This window comes from Devosia sp. A449, assembly GCF_054489375.1.
Genome location: NZ_JBTMWU010000009.1, coordinates 38,807 through 54,924, shown reverse-complemented (window position 1 = coordinate 54,924; position 16,118 = coordinate 38,807). Strand labels below are relative to the sequence as shown.

The following is a 16,118-nucleotide window of genomic DNA, read 5'->3' as shown; positions in this document are numbered from 1 at the left end:
GTCAATGAATTGACAGTTATCCGCGCCAGCACGATCAACAATTTACAGAAAATCCCTTTTATAACAATAGCATATTGCCTCTGTTTGCATTCGGGGCAAATCTCCTGCGCACGGTGAGTTGGCGGCTATGCACCTCCGACCCCGTGCCAAAGGAGGAAATCAATGACTGTATTTACTCGCGGCGTCTCACGACGCCGGGTGCTTCAGACTGGCATGGCCGGTATCTTGGGCGCGGGCGTCATGCCGACTATTCTGAGCCGCGGCGCCTTTGCCCAGGAATATTGCAATCCCCCCGGCGACACCGTCGTGTTCGGCTTCAACGTGCCGCAGACCGGTTCCTACGCCGAGGAAGGGCTTGATCAGCTCAAGGGTTATGAGCTCGCGGTCAAGCACATCAACGGCGAAGGCGACGGCGGCATCATGAATACGCTGAAGCCACTTGCCCTTAAGGGCAATGGTATTCTCGGCAAGAAGGTGAGCTTCGTCACCGGCGACACCCAGACCAATACCGACGCGGCGCGCGACGGCGCCCGCCGCATGATCGAGCGCGACCATGCCATAATGGTGACCGGCTCGGTGACCTCGGGCGAAGCCATTGCCCAGCAGTCGCTGTGCCAGGAAATGGGCGTGATCTACATGTCCGGCCTCACCCACTCCAACGACACCACCGGCAAGGACAAGCGCCGCTTCGGCTTCCGCCACTTCTTCAACGCCTACCAGTCCGGCGTGGCTATCGCGCCCTATCTGGCCCAGCAATATGGCAAGGAACGCCGCGCCTATCACCTGACCGCCGACTACACTTGGGGCTGGACCCAGGAAGAATCGATCAAGAACGCTACCGAAGCGCTCGGTTGGGAAACCGTCGCCACCGTCCGTACCCCGCTGGGTCTGGGCGACTACTCGCAGTACCTCACCCCGGTGATGAACTCCGGCGCCGACGTGCTGATCCTCAACCACTACGGCCACGACATGGTCAACTCGCTGCCGCAGGCCGTGCAGTTCGGCCTGCGCGACCGTCAGGCCAATGGCAAGCAGTTCGAGATCATCGTGCCGATGTTCTCCGAGCTGATGGCCGTGGGCGCCGGTGAAGCAGTGAAGGGCATTATCGGCACCTCCAATTGGCACTGGAACCTGCAGGACGCCGGCACCAAGGCTTTCACCAAATCCTATGGCGAAGCCTATGGCTCCCCGCCGTCGCAGTCGGCTCATACCGGCTATGTGCAGGCCATCCTCTATGCCGACGCCTGCGAGCGGGCCGGTACGTTCCACCCCACCGAAGTCATCAAGTCGCTGGAAGGCTTCGAATTCGACGGCGCCGGCAATGGCCCGACGCTCTACCGCGCCGAAGATCACCAGTGCTTCAAGGAAGTGCTTGTGGTGCAGGGCAATGACAACCCGAGCAGCCAGTATGACGTGCTCAACGTCATCGGCCAGACGCCGCGTGAAGACGTCATGTACGACGCCTCGATCTTCGGCGGCGAACTGGGCCCGTACGAACCCAATATGTGCTGAGTAGCACCATCCATTCGCACAATCAGCTCCGGCACCTCAGGGCGCCGGAGCCTTTGCCCAAGGTGGAGATACGCCGGGAACCTCATCCCGCGAGAGAGCGCTGATGAATACGATACTCGCACAATTGCTCAATGGCCTCGACAAGGGCGGCGCCTATGCGCTGATCGCCCTGGGCCTGACGCTGGTTTTTGGCACGCTGGGCGTGGTGAACTTCGCCCACGGTGCCCTGTTCATGCTCGGCTGCTTCTGCGCCGTAACCCTCAGATATTTCCTCACCATGGAAACCGTCACGCTCGATCCGACCCAATTGTCACCATGGGGCGCTCCCATGGAGGTGCGGACCCCGATCGTGCAGAACTGGTTCGGTGACTTCGGCTATTTCCTCGTCGATTATTCGGTGCCGCTTTCGATCCTGCTGGTCATTCCGGTGATGCTGATCATCGGCATCGCCATGGAACGCGGCCTGATCAAGCATTTCTACAAGCGCACCCATGCCGAGCAGATCCTGGTGACCTTCGGACTGGCCATCGTGCTGCAGGAGATCGTTAAGAGCATTTTCGGCGCCAATCCGATCCCCCAGCCCATCCCCAGCGACATCCGCGGCGCGGCCGATATCGGCATGTGGTTCGGTATGGCACCTCACGCGCTCACCTATCCATGGTGGCGGCTGATCTATTTCCTGTTCTCGGTTTCCATCATCGGCGCCGTCTTCGCCTTCCTGCAGTTCACCACCTTCGGGCTGGTGGTGCGGGCCGGCATGGCCGACCGTGAAACCGTCGCCATTCTTGGCATCAATATCGACCGGCGCTTCACCATCATGTTTGGCCTGGCCGCCGTGGTCGCCGGACTGGCTGGCGCCATGTACACGCCGTTGCTGCCGCCCAACTATCAGTTGGGCATGGACTTCCTGGTGCTTAGCTTCGTGGTGGTGGTCGTTGGCGGCATGGGCTCGTTGCCCGGTGCAGTCGCTGCCGGGTTCCTGCTTGGCATCCTGCAGTCCTTCGCCGCCATGACCGAAATCAAGTCGCTCATCCCCGGCATCGACCAGGTCATCATCTATCTCGTGGCCGTCATCATCCTGCTGGTACGCCCCCGCGGCCTGTTGGGACGCCGCGGCGTCATGGAGAGTTAAGCAGCCATGCTGTCCCTATCCCGCAAAGACCTCATTACCCTGGTGCTGTTCGGCGCCGTCGTTCTGGCCATGCCGCTGTGGCTGTCGCCGTTCGGCGCCGCCTATCCCGGGCTGATGCAGAAATTCGTCATCTACGCCATCATTGCCATCGGCTTCAACATCCTGTTCGGCCTCACCGGCTATCTCAGCTTCGGCCATGCCGCCTTTGTCGGCATCGGCTCCTACACCACGGTGTGGTCGTTCAAGCTGCTATCGATGAATGTGGTGCCGGCCGTCATCCTGGCCGTCATCGTCTCGGGCGTGTTTGCCCTGATCATCGGCTATTTCAGCCTCAAGCGCACCGGCATCTACTTCTCCATCCTCACGCTGGCTTTCGCCCAGATGTGCTACAGCCTCGCCTATTCCGTGCTCACCCCGATCACCAATGGCGAGACCGGCCTGCTGCTGGCGCGTGACGATCCGCGCATGCTCGATATGCTGCTGGGCACCCAGTCCACCAGCGCCGGCCTGCCAACGCCTTCCTTCTTCGGCATCGCCATGAATGGCTATTCCGGCTTCTATTTCTGCGCGGCGATGCTGATCGTGGCCTTCTATGTGTCGCAGAAAATCTTCGCGTCCCCCTTCGGGCTGGCACTGCGCGGCATCAAGTCCAACCAGACACGGATGAACTATACCGGCTTCAATCCCAAGCCCTATACGCTGGCCGCCTTCGTCATCTCCGGCCTGTTCGCGGGCCTGGCGGGCGCGCTGCTCTCGGTTACCGATCCGCTGGCCGGAGCGGAACGCATGAAGTGGACCGAGTCCGGCAATATCGTGCTGATGACCATTCTCGGCGGCGCCGGGACCCTGGTCGGGCCGGTGATTGGCGCCTGGTTGATCAAATATTTCGAGAACATCTTCTCTGCGATCAACGAAACCATCCTGCGCAACGTGTTCGCCTTCCTGCCCGATGGCGCCACCGACTTCGCCGTTGCCGTGGCCGGCAAATTCGTCGGCGAAGGCTGGCACCTGACGCTGGGCCTACTGTTCGTGGTGGTCGTGGTGTTCCTGCCGGGTGGCGTCATGGAAGGGGTCAGAAGGCTGCAAGCCTGGGTGCAGAGCCGACGACAGCGGCCTCCAGTGCCCGATGTGCCGCCTAGTCCGTCCACGCAACCAGCAGAATAGGGAACGACAATAATGACCACACCCAATGTCGTCCTGCATGTTGCTGACGTCCACAAGCGCTTCGGGGGCCTACATGCCCTGGCCGATATCGACCTGCAGGTCGAGGAAGGCCAGACCCATGCCATCATCGGCCCCAATGGCGCCGGCAAGTCTACTCTACTCAACGTCATCATTGGCAAGCTGGCGCCGACCAGCGGCCAGGTGATCTTTGACGGTGCCATTCTCACCGGGCGCAAGCCGCACCAGATCAACCAGCTGGGCATTGCCCGGGTGTTCCAGACGCCGGAAATCTTCGCCGACCTGTCGGTGCTGCAGAATGTGATGATCCCTGCCCTCGCAAGGCGCGACGGCGCGTTCAAGCTCAACATGCTACGCGCGCTCGATAGCGAAACCGCCATCCGCCAGGAAGCCGAGGGAATGCTCGAAGATGTTGGCATGCTGGCGAGCCAGGACATGGCGGCGGGCAGTCTCAGCCGCGGCGACAAGCGCCGTATGGAGCTGGCCATGTGCCTGATCCAGCATCCGCGCCTGCTGCTGCTGGATGAGCCGACGGCCGGCATGAGCCGCCACGACACCAACACCACCATCGAATTGCTGCAGAAGATCAAAAAGCGCGGCATGACCAAGGTCATCATCGAACACGACATGCATGTGGTGTTCTCGCTGGCCGATAAAATCTCGGTGCTGGCCCAGGGCCGGATCATCGCCGACGGCACGCCCGACCAGGTGCGTGGCAACCCCAAGGTCCAGGAAGCCTATCTCGGAGGGGCCCAGTCATGAACGCGATAACCATGGACAGCCAGACCATGACCAACAGCCACGCCGCCAGCGTCGAAACCACGCGGCCGTTCTTCTCGATCCGCGACATGCACGCCTATTATGGCGAAAGCTATATCGTGCAGGGCGTGTCCTTCGACGTGCGCAAGGGCGAGATTTTGGCGCTGCTGGGCCGCAATGGCGCTGGCAAGACCTCCACCCTGCGCACCATCGCCCGCACCGATGATCCGCAAATGCGGCAGGGTGAAATCTGGCTCGACGGCAACCCGATCCACCAGATGAAGTCCTATCAGGCGGCACGCGCCGGCATCCAGCTGGTGCCTGAGGATCGCCGCATCATCCAGGGACTGACTGTGGAAGAAAACATCACCCTGGCCCAGGTCGCCCCCGGCCATGGCTGGAGCCTCGAGCAGATCTATGAGAGCTTTCCGCGCCTGGCCGAGCGCCGCAAGCAGGAGGGGGTGACCCTCTCCGGCGGCGAGCAGCAGATGGTGGCCATCGCCCGCGCTTTGGCCCGAGACCTCAAGCTGCTACTGCTGGACGAGCCTTATGAAGGGCTGGCCCCGGTCATCGTCCACGAGATCGAGCGCATCCTGGTATCGATCAAACCGCTGGGCATCACCACCATCATTGTCGAACAGAACGCCGTGGCAGCGCTCAAGCTCGCCGACCGCGCGGTCATCCTCGATACCGGCGAAGTTGCCTTCACCGGCACCGCCAAGGAGGTTCTCGACAACGCCGAACTTCGCCAGGAATATCTGGCGATCTGAGCTACCCTGGGCCTGTCGACCAAAGGCATTCCGCCGATCTCACCCTCTCCCCATCGAGAGGCCCAGGGTAAGGTTCTCACTTGCGTGCAGATTGCAGCACGATCTCAAGATGGCCCCGGCCCAAGGCCGGGGTGACATCGTGGGTGGGGCACCAGCAAGGGCGCAAGCTGCCTCAATCCGCCGCCGCCTCAGGCTCCCCCGCCGCAATCACGATTCCCTCGCCCTCCAGCGCATCGCGCACCTCGCGGGCCAGATCGACCGCCCCGGGCGTGTCGCCATGCAGGCAAATCGAGCGCGCCGCCGATTGTAGCACCGTGCCGTCGATGGCGACGATTTCGCCCGTGTTGGCCAGCCGCAAACAGCGCTCGATCACCGTATCCACATCATGGATTACCGCCCCATCCTGGCTGCGCGGCACCAGCAACCCGTCCGCCGTATAGGCCCGGTCGGCATAGGCCTCGCGGATCAGTTGCATGCCAACCGCCTTGGCCGCCCGCACCTGCTGGCTATTGTCGAGCGCCAGCACTGCCATTTTGGGGTCCATCGCCTGGATATTAGCAAAAATGCCCACGGCAAAAGCGAGCTCTTCCGCCGTCTGGTTGGCCAGCGCACCGTGCAGCTTCACATAGGCCAGTCTCACGCCCACCTCATCGGCGATGAAACGCACCAGAAACAGCTGGCTGCGGATCTGCCGCAGCAATTCATCGAGCGGCATCACCAGCCGAAACCGGCCGAACCGTTTTGGATCGGCGTAGCCGGGATGGGCGCCGGCCCGGACGCCGCGCGCCTTGCACAGCTTGAGTATATGCCGGATCGTCGGCGCGTCTCCCGCATGGCCGCCGCAAGCGATCGAGGCGCTAGACACGATACCGAGCAGGTCCTCATCGGTGCCCATGCCCTCGCCAAGATCGGCATTGAGGTCGATCGAAATCATCTTCGGCGGCTCCGCAACAGCGCCTGCGCATGTTCCACCGTGACCGGCTGGAAGGCAATTGGCGATCCGGGGCGCAATTGGGCGAACCGATCCAGGTCGGCGGTGATGACAGTGGCGATGCGCGGATAGCCGCCGGTGGGCTGGTGGTCGCGCATCAGCACGATGGGCGTGCCATCGCCCAGAATCTGAATATCGCCCGGCACGATGGCGTCGGAGGCCAGCGACAGGATCGTCGCGTCAGCAAAGACAGCGCCCTTATCCTCCAGCCGCACCCCCATGCGATCCAGCCGCGTCGACACCACGAAGGTCTCGGCCACGAAGCGCTGCCGCGCCGCCGGCGCAAACAGCTCGGCATGCAGCCCCCAGATCACCCGGATCGGTCCCTCGATACGGTCTTCGACCGGTGCAGGCGCTTCAAGGCGTTCTGCTTTCGCCAGCTCGATCACATCGCCGGCCCGCAGCACTCGCCCGTCCAGCCCGCCCAGCCGGGCACGACTGCTGGTGGCAATGCTGCCCATCACTGGCGCGACGGCGATATCGGCATCAAAGCGCAGATAGCCATAATTGCCCCACTCGCCCGGCGTCACCGCCAGAACATCGCCGGCTTCCAGCGCCACCGCGCCCGGCCACGCCAATGGCTGGCCGTTGTGCCGAGCAACAAACTGCCCACCGGCAAAGCCGATGCGGCAGCGCCCCTCGGTCAGCTTCAGCTCAATGCTGGCCATGGTGAACTCGATGCCCCCCAGCCCACCGCCGGCCGCGGCATAGGCCGCCCGGTCCATCGGCCCCGAGGCACTGATGCCGTGGCGCAGCATGCCAAACCGTCCCGCATCCTGAATGCTGGCCAGCGGCCCCGCGCGCAAAATGGTCAGCACGGCGCTCATGGCGCTACCACAAAGGTCACGACATCCCCCGCGCCCAGCCGCGTCGGCCTCTCGCTGGTCGGGTCAAAATTGATAAAACTGGTGTGGCCGATCACCGCCCAGCCGGTGGGCATTTCAGTCGCGGCAATCGCCGTCTGCCCCGCCGCAAACAACACACTCCCTGTTGGCACCGAGGGGCGCACACTGGTCTGACGCGGCAGCACCAATTCGGGTGCGTGCAGCCCGCAATAGACGAAGCCCGGGGCAAATCCGGTGGCGAGCACGCGTAGGGGATTGGCGTTATGCGCCGCGATGAAGTCCGGGGCGGTCATGCCCAGCACCGCGGCGACCGCGTCGAGATCGGGACCGTCAAACGACACCGGAATGGTCCAGTGCTTCGTCGCTCGACGCTCGTGGCCCAGATTGAACAGCAGCAAGCGCAGTTCGCCGACAATCACCGATGGGGCTGATTCCAGCGGATCGTAGCGCAGCAGCACAGAGACCAGATTGGGGGCGATTTCGACCACGCCGGGGATTGGCGCGCGATCCAGCGCCAGGGCCAGCGCGATAGCCGCCCGGTTGGCGTCATCAGTGAGGCTGGTGCCAAAGCGCACCAGCAGCCCACTATCGCCGAGCGGGATAAGCGTCGGCACAGGAAAATTTTCGGGGGCGGACGAGCCAGCCACGACGCAGCCTCCTCGGCCGGAACATGTGGCAAGTCCTGTCGGACCCGCCCGGATCAGTCAACCCGGTCCATAAGCGCAAGAACTCTGCCGCGCTCGGAAGACCGTTCGTGATGTGCCGCAATCACCTGTGTCAGGCTGCGGCCGGATTTGACCTGCCGGGACGGTAGCGTCCGGTCAGTTCGGCTCCCTGCCCTCCTGTTCGACTACGGCGTCGAACAGTTCCTTGGCCTGTCCCGCCCCAATCGCTTCGATAGCGACCGCGGCGATGGCAGCAAACAGCTCCGCGATTTCCTGGGGGTCGGTGATTTCGGTGTCGTCGTCTTCGGCGTCGGCGTTGATCAGAGTAAACACAATAACGCGCCTCCAAGTTAGCCAATGGGGAGAGTGTGGGCGATTCCCGTTACGGAACAAATAATGGAATGTGGCGATCCCCAAAGGGAGGCCGATTGCCAGTTCGGTCGGGCGGCCTTACTATTCCCCCGCTTCGAGCTTATCGAGATAGGCCTCGATATCGTCGAGCGACGCCGAGAATGGCTGCGGCTCATTGCCGTAAACCACCTTGTAGCTTTCATCCTCGCGCAATGCGTGGCCTCCCGTACCGCCGAGGACCTTGATCTTCTCTGCGGTGAGAATGGTCAGACCATGCCGGGCAGCGATCCGCTTCATCCGGCGCATCCGCGACACATCCAATTCCTTTCGGCTCACGTCTCTTCCTTTGCAGCGATTGGCGGCAGAGAGGGAATGACACCAGTCAGTCCGTCAGCGCCCTACAATGGGCTACCTACCCTAAAGCTCGCGCGGAATCAAAACGTCTTCCGCGGGCCCACCTTACGACGGCGCAACTGCCCGCAGCTCACCTTGGCTTTCGGCGCTGGCTACGGCCGGATTTTCCGGTTTGAGCAGCCAGGTTTCGAGGACGGCAATGGCCATAGCCGCGCCGACCCCACCCACCACGGTCAGCACCACGCGCTGGAGAAAGGCGAAGGAGGGTTCGGAGGTCATCAGCGCACTGCCCGCCAGCGAAACCATGACCGAGCCGGCGTATTGATAGGTCATTGGCGACAGCCGCCCCACCATCATCTTGTGGCCCAGCCACAGCAGGAACAGCGCGGTAACGCCGAACAACACGGTGACATGGGCCGAGATGCCGAGCAGCCCGAGCAGGATCAATCCCAGGATGCCGCCGCCCAGCGTGGAGATCGAACGCTCACGCGCCTCGCGCCAGACCTGATCGGTATATGGATAGATGATAGCAAACATGGCGCCGATGGCCAGGATCAGATTGGACGAATCCAGCACGGTAACCAGCAAGCCGGTGAAGGTCATCAGCACCACCGTACGGATCAGGGCGCGCTTGGCGATCAGGTCATCGCGGACCGGCGTATGGATTTCAACGAATTCTTCGGTCGCCCGCGGCCGCAGCAGCATATAGGCGATCGGCGTCAGCAGGCCCACCGTCAGCGCCGCCTTGAACATTTCGCCGCGCAGATAGGTCATGGTGACATAGGAATTGGCGCCCATGATCGTCATCATCAGGACGGAGACGATCAGCAGCATGCCAAAACTGTTGCCGGTCTTTTGAATGACGAAAAAGCCGAGGAAGCAGATCAGCGCCGTGAAGCCGAACAGCAGGCCGGGCAGGCCCATGAACATTTCCACGAAAAAGCTCATCACCCACATCATGCCGCCCAGCATGATCGGCGCTGCCAGGGCCCGGCCAATGCTGAGCGCCTTGCGATGCCCGGCCACCAGCGACACCGCCAAAGTCGGATACAGCATGGCCATGGGCGACTGCACCATCATGCCGATGGCGAAGCTGACGATCGGGACAATCGCCAGCCGCACCGCAAATAGCGGGTCATCTTCGAAGGTCGGACGGGGTGCGATATACATGGCTGGCTCAGTACAGGTAGGAGAATAGCGCCCCGATGCGCTGCATCCCCGAGGCCAGCCAGGCCACCGGGTTTTCGCCGGTGGCATAGATCATGGCATTGACCTTGGAGCCGACGCGCATATTGGCCGGCACGTCGTCGACGATCTCGATCCGCACCGGAATGCTGCGCGCTGGCTCAAACCAGCGGGTCGATGACTGGTTTTGCGGCAGGCCATTGGCGGTGGTGCGGCCCGCATCGATGCCCCAGGCCACGCCCTGCACGCGCCCCTTGAGGACTTGGCCCGGCTGCCCGTCAAACACCAGGGCGACATCCTTGCCGGCCTCGACATGGGCCAATTGGTTCTCGCGGAAATCAGCCATCACCCAAGGGCGCTCGCTGGAGATAAAGGTCAGCGCCGGCGAGCCCACATTCAGATATTGCCCGGCCGACAGCTTGAGATTGGTCACATAGCCATCACTCGGCGCGGTCACCACGGCAAACTCGCGGTTGAGCAGGGACTGCTCCAGCTGCACCTGGGCGGCCAGAACCTTGACGTTGGCGTCGCCGATGCCGCCGGCGCCCTGCTCGGCGCTGCGATAGCCGGCTTCGGCAGCGGCGAGGCTGGAGCCGGCCGATTCCAGTTGTGCCCGCGCCGTATCGAGATTGGCCTGGGAGATCAGGCCGCGACTGTGCAGTTCGGTGGTGCGGTTGAAGCTGACCTGGCTCGCTGACAGACTGGTGCGGGCCTGCTCCACCTGGGCCAGCGTTGCCGCCAAGGAGCTGTCGGAAGCGGCAACCGCCTGGCGCGCCTGCTCCAGATTGACCTCGGCGGTGCGCACCGCCAGATCATAGGGGCGCGGATCGAGCGCGAAGAGCGGCGCGCCGGCGCTGACGAACTGGTTGTCGGTGGCAAAGATGGTTTCGACCTGGCCCGACACGCGCGGCGCGATTTGCGCCGTGGCCGCAGCCACCTGCCCCGTCGAGCTGGATGGCGCCATGCGGTCGCTGGCGACGTGATAGCCCAGGCAAGCAATCGTCACGAACAGGATCAGCCCGGCAGCCTTCTTGGCGGCACCGCGCGCATCCTTGGCCGGGGCCGCAGGCGTGTCAGCCTCGCTCTCCAACTCAGCCGTCAGGGATTGTGACGATGGCACCGAAATGTTCGCGGCAACCGCACGCATGGCCGGCGTTTCCGGACCCGTCGCGGCCGCCTCGGATGAGTTAGAATTATTCTCGGCGTCTGCTACACGCATCTGGGACGCAGCATTCATAATTATCTAGTCCGTAAACAATCTTGATGGTAGAGATAATTACCCAATGGAGTGGAGTCAATGACTGATACGAAACGCCACGCCCAATTGGTCCGAGTGGGCACGGCGATGCGGCGCATGCTGCACAGCGTCGAGAATGCGCGCCTGCATGCTGCCCGAACGCAGCATCTGCATCCCACCGACTTCGCCTGCCTTGGCCTGCTGGCGCGCAGCAGCGAGCCCCTCAGTCCCAAGGACATTATCAATCAGCTCGATCTCAGTTCGGGGTCGGTCACCGCCCTGCTCGATCGGCTGGAGCGCGGCGGCTACATCACCCGGATGGCCAATCCCGATGACCGACGCAGCCTGCTCGTGGTGCTCGATACCAATGCGGCCAGCGAGCCGATGAAAAGCTACCAGAGGATCGAGCAAAGCTACCGCGACGCCACCGCCGGATTCAGCCCCGAGGAACTATCGATGATTTCGGAATTCCTTGAGCGCATGGTTCGTCTGACCGATGATTTGAGCGCAAGCGCCCCGCCGCAGACCAAGGCGACACCCGCCGACCAATAGAAGGCAATGCCGAGCTTGCCTTTCGCCATGGACATGTCAGGCTCCAGTCAGGAGCAGCAAAATGGCAAAATACCTGGCGGTTTACATCGGTACGGCTTCGGCAACTACGAAGGCGGAACAGCCGATCGATCCCGCCACCGAGCAAGCGGGCATGGCAGCCTGGGGTCAGTGGGCCACCCAGAACGCCGGTGTCATTGTCGATCAAGGCGCCCCGCTCGGTCGGACCAAGAAGGTGAACAAGGCCGGCATTTCGGATACGAAAAACCAGCTCACCGGCTATGTGATCGTTGAAGCCGGCTCACTCGACGAGGCCGCAGCGCTGTTCAAGACCCATCCGCATTTCAATGTGTTTCCCGGCGATAGCGTGGAAATCATCGAATGCCTGGAGATGCCCGGCTAGGCAGCGCTCAGCCAAAGTTGGCCGCGTTGGAGCCTTGGGGTAAAACGGGCTGAGGGAATCAGCAAAAATGCTGGCCGGCGGAGCGCCTATGTTTGCTGCGAGCCATTTGATATCCTTTGACGATTTTTCAGAGGACCCGATTTGAACGACTCCACAGCTGTTGCCACCATCCCCGTCGCCTGGCTCAAGCCGCTTCCTGATGGCTATAAGATACCGGTCTGGCGCTGGATCGTGCTGCCCGCCACCACCATTCTGCTCAAGCGCAACGGCGGCGTCTGGATGAACGGCACGCTGGCGCTTTTGGCCAATGACCTCAGCTTCACGCAAACGCGGCTGACCAAATCCACCCGCACGCCGCCCGTGCAATGGGTCGTTCCGCTGGCCAATATTGCAAAAGTCAGTCTGGAGAAGGGCTTGGCGTCGGAGAAGATTGAAATCCAGCACGCCCGCGGCAGCATCAAACTGATGTCGGTGCGCTCGTTTGATTTCGTCGCCCTGCTGCAGCAGGCGCTGCCTTCCCGATAGGCGCGGCCAGGAGTCTTCGGATGTCGGCCGCGCGCCAGTTGGTGTAGGATGCCTCGGCAACGGCCGGAGGAGGTCTGATTATGCCACTCTATCTGACACGCTTCAGCTACACGCCGGAAACCTGGGCTCGACTGATACAGAACCCGGAAGATCGCCGCGACGCCGCGCGCAAATATATCGAGTCCGTCGGCGGCAGACTGCACGGCTTTTGGTACGCCTTTGGCGCGCATGACGGTTACAATCTATGGGAGGCCCCGGACAATGTCTCCATGGCCTCCGTCGCCATCGCGATCGGGGGCGGTGGTGCCCTGTCGAAATTCGAGACAACACCCTTGCTCACGGTCGAGGAAACCATGACGGCGCTAAGCCGGGCGCAAGCAGTCGGTTATCGACAGCCGGGCGAACGGGCCTGAGCCTGGGAGCGGACATTGTCCGCTCCCCTCATCTATTGCGGGACAGCACCAACCGCGCATGATTATGCCGGTTTCGTCGCCACGCCATCGAGCCACAGCAGATTGTCTCGTCCCGGTGCGTGCCCGTCGATCCAACATGCTTTGCGTCGATTTCGGGCCCCTTCTGGATAATATGAACCATGGCCATGCCGTGGCCTCGCCCGAGGTCGTACTCGGACTTCAGCCAATCCAGGATTTGCCCGGCCTTGACGCCCGGTGCATTCAGTCCTTTCGCTGCCGCGAGGTCGACGATCTGTCTGGGCGTGAGGCCCGTTTTTGTCTCCACGGCGTCGAGGTAAGCTTGGAATGACACGCTCGTTCTCCTGCATTGCAATAGCCACCGAGACACTCGATAGCGCCTCGCCTGCCTCCCCGTCGAATGGAAGACCCCGATTTCGACACTTTGGACAGAAATTCGGGCGGGGCGTACGGCCCCTAAACGCGATCAATTCGCCCCAAGTCAGTCCCGGCGCGACAATCGGGCAACAAGCGTATAAGTTCGCAGCAGGGCGAACATTCGCGGGTTTCGCGGCCGGCCCGGATCGGCATGCCCACGATGTTGGACTCTCTCGAAACAATTACCGATGCGCAGACGCTCGCGCAGGCCATCGTCAACACCCTGCCCGAGCCGTTTCTGGTGCTCGATCAGGATTTTCGAGTGCTGGCTGCGAGCCGGGCATTCTATGAAACCTTCAAGGTCGATCCCGAGAATACGCGCGGGCGCCTGCTCTACTCCCTCGGCGATGGGCAGTGGGACATCCCGGCCCTACGGGTGCTGCTGGAGACGATCATTCCAGAGCGGACCGCGATGGACGGGTTCGAAGTCGACTATGATTTCCCCAATGTCGGCCGCCGGATCATGCTGCTGAACGCGCGCAAGGTGATCTACGAGACCAGGGCCAGTTCGAATATCCTGCTCGCCTTCATGGACGTGACGGTGCGCCGTGGCATCGAGCGCGACAAAGAGGCCCTGCAAAGCCAAACCGATGAGCTGTTGCGCCAGAAGCAGGTGCTGCTCGATGAAATGCAGCATCGTGTGGCCAACAGCCTGCAGATCATCGCCAGCATTCTGATGCTGAAAGCCAAGGCGGTGACCTCCGAAGAGGCGCGCGGCCATTTGCAGGATGCCCACCAACGCGTGATGTCGGTCGCGGCCGTCCAGGCCCATCTGCACACCTCGGAGGGAATCGACCACATCGAGGTCAGCTCCTATCTGTCGAAGCTATGCGGCAGCCTAGCCCACTCCATGGTTGGCGAAGGCCAGCCGATCTCTGTGAAGGTGTTGAGCGACGAGGCTTTGATCGAATCTGCCAGGGCAGTGAGTATCGGCCTGATCGTCACCGAACTGCTGCTGAATGCCATCAAATACGCCTTCCCGGCCGCCTCGACCGACGCCACGGTGCTGGTCACCTACGAGGTCGATGGCGACAATTGGCGGCTCAGCGTTTCCGACAATGGCATTGGAAAAAGCGAGGATATCACCTCGGCGGGTGGCGGCCTGGGAACCGCTATCGTCAAGGCGCTCGTCGCCCAGTTGGACGCCCAGATCAAAACCACAAGCGGGGCGAGTGGACTGAACGTTTCGATCACCAAAACCTCGTTCACGCCACGCGTACTGCTCGACGTCGCCTGAAACCGAATGTCTGGCGCCCAGGAGAGAACAACATGAAACTGCTTCTCCTCATCGTCGGCGTCGTCTGTGTGTTCTTGGGCAGTCTCTGGCTGGTTCAGGGGCTTGGCCTAGTCACCATTCCACCAATCCTGTGCGTTGCCGAGTGCGAGACCATCGAAGGTCCCGCGCCAGGCTGGGCGCTGTCTGGCCTGGTCGTCGCCGCAGCCGGGGTGGCGGCGATATTCTACGCGCTCAGAAAGCGCAGATCGCCTCGGTAGCTTAGCGTCCCGACCCATCCGGCCCATCCGCCCCCCCCTATGGGTGATGCCGCAAAATTCTCTGCAAAGTCCGCGTTTAGTGCTAGTCTTCCAGACAACTACAGAGGTCCTGTCCTCGACTTTGTCCGCGCGCGAACAAGGAACACCGTGCCCAGTTCAACAGAGAAGGCCGTAGATTTCCTGTTTGACGCCGCAGTTCAGGCTGCTCCTTGGAGCGTGGGTCTTGATCTACTTGCTTCCGCTTTCAATGCCGCGGGCTCTTTCATCATCACGGATGACCCTGTCGGGGTGGAGCGCGGCATTCCGCTCGGCAGCAAGCTGGATGGTTTGTTCGAGGCCTTTGTCGCCGGCGGCTGGCACCAGAATGATTTGCGCGCCGCCCGGGCCTGGCCGCTTATTTCCACGGGCAAGCGAGTGTTTCTCGAACATGATTTGTCGACCGAGACGGAGCGCCTGACCCAGCCCTACTACCAGGACTTCTTCTGGAAGCTGGGGCTACCGTGGTTTGCGGGCGTGGGCTGCGCCATCAAGGGCCGTCGCTGGGCGCTGTGTTTCCTGCGCGGCACTAGCCAACAGCCCTATGACGGCCATGATACCCGCCCGCTCGGCGCCCTCTCGCCCCATCTGCGCCGGATCGTCACCATTGCCAATGAGTTCTCGGCCTCGGTCCAGCGCTCGACCTTGTCCCTACTCGAGCATTCCAGCGAGGCGCTGCTGGCGCTGGATTTTCACGGACGGGTGGAATGGGCCTCGCCTCCAGCGGTCAGCACGCTGGAATCGGTGGTGTCCTTCAGGAATGGCAGGCTGCACGCGCGGGACAGCGGCGCCAATGCCCAGTTGCAAAGCGTCATTCGCGCCGCGATCACCGCCACAACGCCGGCCCTGCAGCCGGAAAACGGCGTGGTATTGCTCACCAACGAGGGCATCCCCGCAGTGCTGGTCGAAATCATCGCCCTGCCGCGCAGCGGTACGGATGTGTTTTCACAAGCCGCCGCCCTGATGTTCGTCAAGGATCTGGTGCATCGCCGCCCGGCGCCGGTTGAAAAACTGGTGCGTCTGCTCGGCCTGACCAACCGCGAAGCGAGTGTTGCCGCCGCTGTCGGCTCGGGGATGTCGCTGCGCGACACCGCCACCACCCTTGGCCTGAGCTACGAAACCGCGCGGACCCACCTCGCCCGGATTTTCCAGAAACTGTCGATCAACCGGCAGGTCGAACTGATGCTCATCATTGAGAAGCTGTAGTCTCAGGCGTCGGAGCCGCCAACAGAACAGCGGTCAGACCAAACAATCAGCTATAAGAGCTGCCTATAGGTCAT

20 protein-coding genes are annotated in these 16,118 nt (G+C 62.3%); 12 read left to right on the top strand and 8 right to left on the bottom strand.

Going from position 1 to position 16,118, the window contains the following annotated elements; genetic code table 11:
• Positions 1-162 precede the first annotated feature (162 nt).
• The 5 genes from ACX3OW_RS19365 (at position 163) to ACX3OW_RS19345 (ending at position 5,355) form a co-directional block, all read left to right on the top strand.
• Positions 163-1,512: a substrate-binding protein gene (locus ACX3OW_RS19365; RefSeq protein ID WP_459097433.1), complete on the top strand. Its 1,350-nt coding sequence runs from the start codon at positions 163-165 to the stop codon at positions 1,510-1,512.
• A gap of 103 nt (positions 1,513-1,615) precedes the next feature.
• A complete protein-coding gene (locus ACX3OW_RS19360) occupies positions 1,616-2,644 on the top strand; it encodes a branched-chain amino acid ABC transporter permease (RefSeq protein WP_459097432.1) in 1,029 nt (342 codons plus the stop codon).
• Between the two features lie 6 nt (positions 2,645-2,650).
• Positions 2,651-3,808 (top strand): branched-chain amino acid ABC transporter permease, encoded by a 1,158-nt coding sequence (locus tag ACX3OW_RS19355; RefSeq protein WP_459097431.1) that lies wholly within the window; start codon positions 2,651-2,653, stop codon positions 3,806-3,808.
• 12 nt (positions 3,809-3,820) lie between these two features.
• Complete coding sequence (locus ACX3OW_RS19350) at positions 3,821-4,588, top strand: ABC transporter ATP-binding protein (RefSeq protein ID WP_459097430.1); 768 nt, start codon at positions 3,821-3,823, stop codon at positions 4,586-4,588.
• Between the two features lie 26 nt (positions 4,589-4,614).
• Complete coding sequence (locus ACX3OW_RS19345; RefSeq protein WP_459097524.1) at positions 4,615-5,355, top strand: ABC transporter ATP-binding protein; 741 nt, start codon at positions 4,615-4,617, stop codon at positions 5,353-5,355.
• Positions 5,356-5,527: 172 nt separating this feature from the next.
• On the opposite strand, the gene ACX3OW_RS19340 is transcribed toward ACX3OW_RS19345, so the two are convergent.
• The 7 genes from ACX3OW_RS19340 to ACX3OW_RS19310 form a co-directional block, all read right to left on the bottom strand.
• Complete coding sequence (locus ACX3OW_RS19340; RefSeq protein WP_459097429.1) at positions 5,528-6,289, bottom strand: LamB/YcsF family protein; 762 nt, start codon at positions 6,287-6,289, stop codon at positions 5,528-5,530.
• Positions 6,286-7,173 carry a 5-oxoprolinase subunit C family protein gene (locus ACX3OW_RS19335; protein ID WP_459097428.1) on the bottom strand — a complete coding sequence of 296 codons (888 nt, stop codon included), beginning with the start codon at positions 7,171-7,173 and terminating at the stop codon, positions 6,286-6,288. Before ACX3OW_RS19335 ends, ACX3OW_RS19340 begins: the two co-directional genes overlap by 4 nt.
• On the bottom strand, positions 7,170-7,838 hold the full coding sequence (locus tag ACX3OW_RS19330; protein WP_459097427.1) for a 5-oxoprolinase subunit B family protein: 669 nt from the start codon (positions 7,836-7,838) through the stop codon (positions 7,170-7,172). Before ACX3OW_RS19330 ends, ACX3OW_RS19335 begins: the two co-directional genes overlap by 4 nt.
• 174 nt (positions 7,839-8,012) lie before the next feature.
• Positions 8,013-8,189: a hypothetical protein gene (locus ACX3OW_RS19325; protein WP_459097426.1), complete on the bottom strand. Its 177-nt coding sequence runs from the start codon at positions 8,187-8,189 to the stop codon at positions 8,013-8,015.
• Positions 8,190-8,309: 120 nt separating this feature from the next.
• Positions 8,310-8,543, bottom strand: a complete 234-nt coding sequence (locus ACX3OW_RS19320; protein WP_459097425.1) for a hypothetical protein — start codon at positions 8,541-8,543, stop codon at positions 8,310-8,312.
• A 123-nt stretch (positions 8,544-8,666) separates the two neighbouring features.
• Positions 8,667-9,731 carry a hypothetical protein gene (locus ACX3OW_RS19315; RefSeq protein ID WP_459097424.1) on the bottom strand — a complete coding sequence of 355 codons (1,065 nt, stop codon included), beginning with the start codon at positions 9,729-9,731 and terminating at the stop codon, positions 8,667-8,669.
• 7 nt (positions 9,732-9,738) lie between these two features.
• Positions 9,739-10,893 carry an HlyD family secretion protein gene (locus tag ACX3OW_RS19310; RefSeq protein WP_459097423.1) on the bottom strand — a complete coding sequence of 385 codons (1,155 nt, stop codon included), beginning with the start codon at positions 10,891-10,893 and terminating at the stop codon, positions 9,739-9,741.
• Between the two features lie 150 nt (positions 10,894-11,043).
• On the opposite strand from ACX3OW_RS19310, the gene ACX3OW_RS19305 reads away from it, so the two are divergent.
• The 4 genes from ACX3OW_RS19305 (at position 11,044) to ACX3OW_RS19290 (ending at position 12,873) form a co-directional block, all read left to right on the top strand.
• Positions 11,044-11,535, top strand: a complete 492-nt coding sequence (locus ACX3OW_RS19305; protein WP_459097422.1) for a MarR family winged helix-turn-helix transcriptional regulator — start codon at positions 11,044-11,046, stop codon at positions 11,533-11,535.
• Positions 11,536-11,596: 61 nt separating this feature from the next.
• Positions 11,597-11,935 (top strand): YciI family protein, encoded by a 339-nt coding sequence (locus ACX3OW_RS19300; protein ID WP_459097421.1) that lies wholly within the window; start codon positions 11,597-11,599, stop codon positions 11,933-11,935.
• A gap of 141 nt (positions 11,936-12,076) precedes the next feature.
• The gene (locus ACX3OW_RS19295; RefSeq protein ID WP_459097420.1) at positions 12,077-12,460 is read left to right on the top strand and encodes a hypothetical protein; all 384 of its coding nucleotides are present in this window, start codon (positions 12,077-12,079) and stop codon (positions 12,458-12,460) included.
• Positions 12,461-12,540: 80 nt separating this feature from the next.
• Positions 12,541-12,873, top strand: a complete 333-nt coding sequence (locus tag ACX3OW_RS19290; RefSeq protein WP_459097419.1) for a GYD domain-containing protein — start codon at positions 12,541-12,543, stop codon at positions 12,871-12,873.
• 28 nt (positions 12,874-12,901) lie between these two features.
• Here ACX3OW_RS19290 and ACX3OW_RS19285 read toward each other — a convergent pair whose 3' ends face one another.
• Positions 12,902-13,225 (bottom strand): DUF4287 domain-containing protein, encoded by a 324-nt coding sequence (locus ACX3OW_RS19285; protein WP_459097418.1) that lies wholly within the window; start codon positions 13,223-13,225, stop codon positions 12,902-12,904.
• 243 nt (positions 13,226-13,468) lie between these two features.
• Here ACX3OW_RS19285 and ACX3OW_RS19280 point away from each other — a divergent pair, with 243 nt between their 5' ends.
• From ACX3OW_RS19280 to ACX3OW_RS19270, 3 genes are all read left to right on the top strand, one after another.
• On the top strand, positions 13,469-14,545 hold the full coding sequence (locus ACX3OW_RS19280; RefSeq protein ID WP_459097417.1) for a sensor histidine kinase: 1,077 nt from the start codon (positions 13,469-13,471) through the stop codon (positions 14,543-14,545).
• Positions 14,546-14,577: 32 nt separating this feature from the next.
• Positions 14,578-14,802, top strand: coding sequence for a hypothetical protein (locus ACX3OW_RS19275; RefSeq protein WP_459097416.1), 225 nt, complete (start codon positions 14,578-14,580; stop codon positions 14,800-14,802).
• A gap of 147 nt (positions 14,803-14,949) precedes the next feature.
• A complete protein-coding gene (locus tag ACX3OW_RS19270) occupies positions 14,950-16,044 on the top strand; it encodes a helix-turn-helix transcriptional regulator (RefSeq protein WP_459097415.1) in 1,095 nt (364 codons plus the stop codon).
• Positions 16,045-16,118 lie beyond the last annotated feature (74 nt).

What these genes read in the sequence shown, in the direction of transcription:
- ACX3OW_RS19335 (WP_459097428.1), bottom strand. Translation starts at nt 7,173, where the DNA reads ATGAGCGCCGTGCTGACCATTTTGCGCGCGGGGCCGCTGGCCAGCATT.
- ACX3OW_RS19355 (WP_459097431.1), top strand. Translation starts at nt 2,651, where the DNA reads ATGCTGTCCCTATCCCGCAAAGACCTCATTACCCTGGTGCTGTTCGGC.
- ACX3OW_RS19305 (WP_459097422.1), top strand. Translation starts at nt 11,044, where the DNA reads ATGACTGATACGAAACGCCACGCCCAATTGGTCCGAGTGGGCACGGCG.
- ACX3OW_RS19310 (WP_459097423.1), bottom strand. Translation starts at nt 10,893, where the DNA reads ATGCGTGCGGTTGCCGCGAACATTTCGGTGCCATCGTCACAATCCCTG.
- ACX3OW_RS19315 (WP_459097424.1), bottom strand. Translation starts at nt 9,731, where the DNA reads ATGTATATCGCACCCCGTCCGACCTTCGAAGATGACCCGCTATTTGCG.
- ACX3OW_RS19350 (WP_459097430.1), top strand. Translation starts at nt 3,821, where the DNA reads ATGACCACACCCAATGTCGTCCTGCATGTTGCTGACGTCCACAAGCGC.
- ACX3OW_RS19280 (WP_459097417.1), top strand. Translation starts at nt 13,469, where the DNA reads ATGTTGGACTCTCTCGAAACAATTACCGATGCGCAGACGCTCGCGCAG.
- ACX3OW_RS19360 (WP_459097432.1), top strand. Translation starts at nt 1,616, where the DNA reads ATGAATACGATACTCGCACAATTGCTCAATGGCCTCGACAAGGGCGGC.
- ACX3OW_RS19290 (WP_459097419.1), top strand. Translation starts at nt 12,541, where the DNA reads ATGCCACTCTATCTGACACGCTTCAGCTACACGCCGGAAACCTGGGCT.
- ACX3OW_RS19340 (WP_459097429.1), bottom strand. Translation starts at nt 6,289, where the DNA reads ATGATTTCGATCGACCTCAATGCCGATCTTGGCGAGGGCATGGGCACC.
- ACX3OW_RS19365 (WP_459097433.1), top strand. Translation starts at nt 163, where the DNA reads ATGACTGTATTTACTCGCGGCGTCTCACGACGCCGGGTGCTTCAGACT.
- ACX3OW_RS19345 (WP_459097524.1), top strand. Translation starts at nt 4,615, where the DNA reads ATGACCAACAGCCACGCCGCCAGCGTCGAAACCACGCGGCCGTTCTTC.
- ACX3OW_RS19275 (WP_459097416.1), top strand. Translation starts at nt 14,578, where the DNA reads ATGAAACTGCTTCTCCTCATCGTCGGCGTCGTCTGTGTGTTCTTGGGC.
- ACX3OW_RS19300 (WP_459097421.1), top strand. Translation starts at nt 11,597, where the DNA reads ATGGCAAAATACCTGGCGGTTTACATCGGTACGGCTTCGGCAACTACG.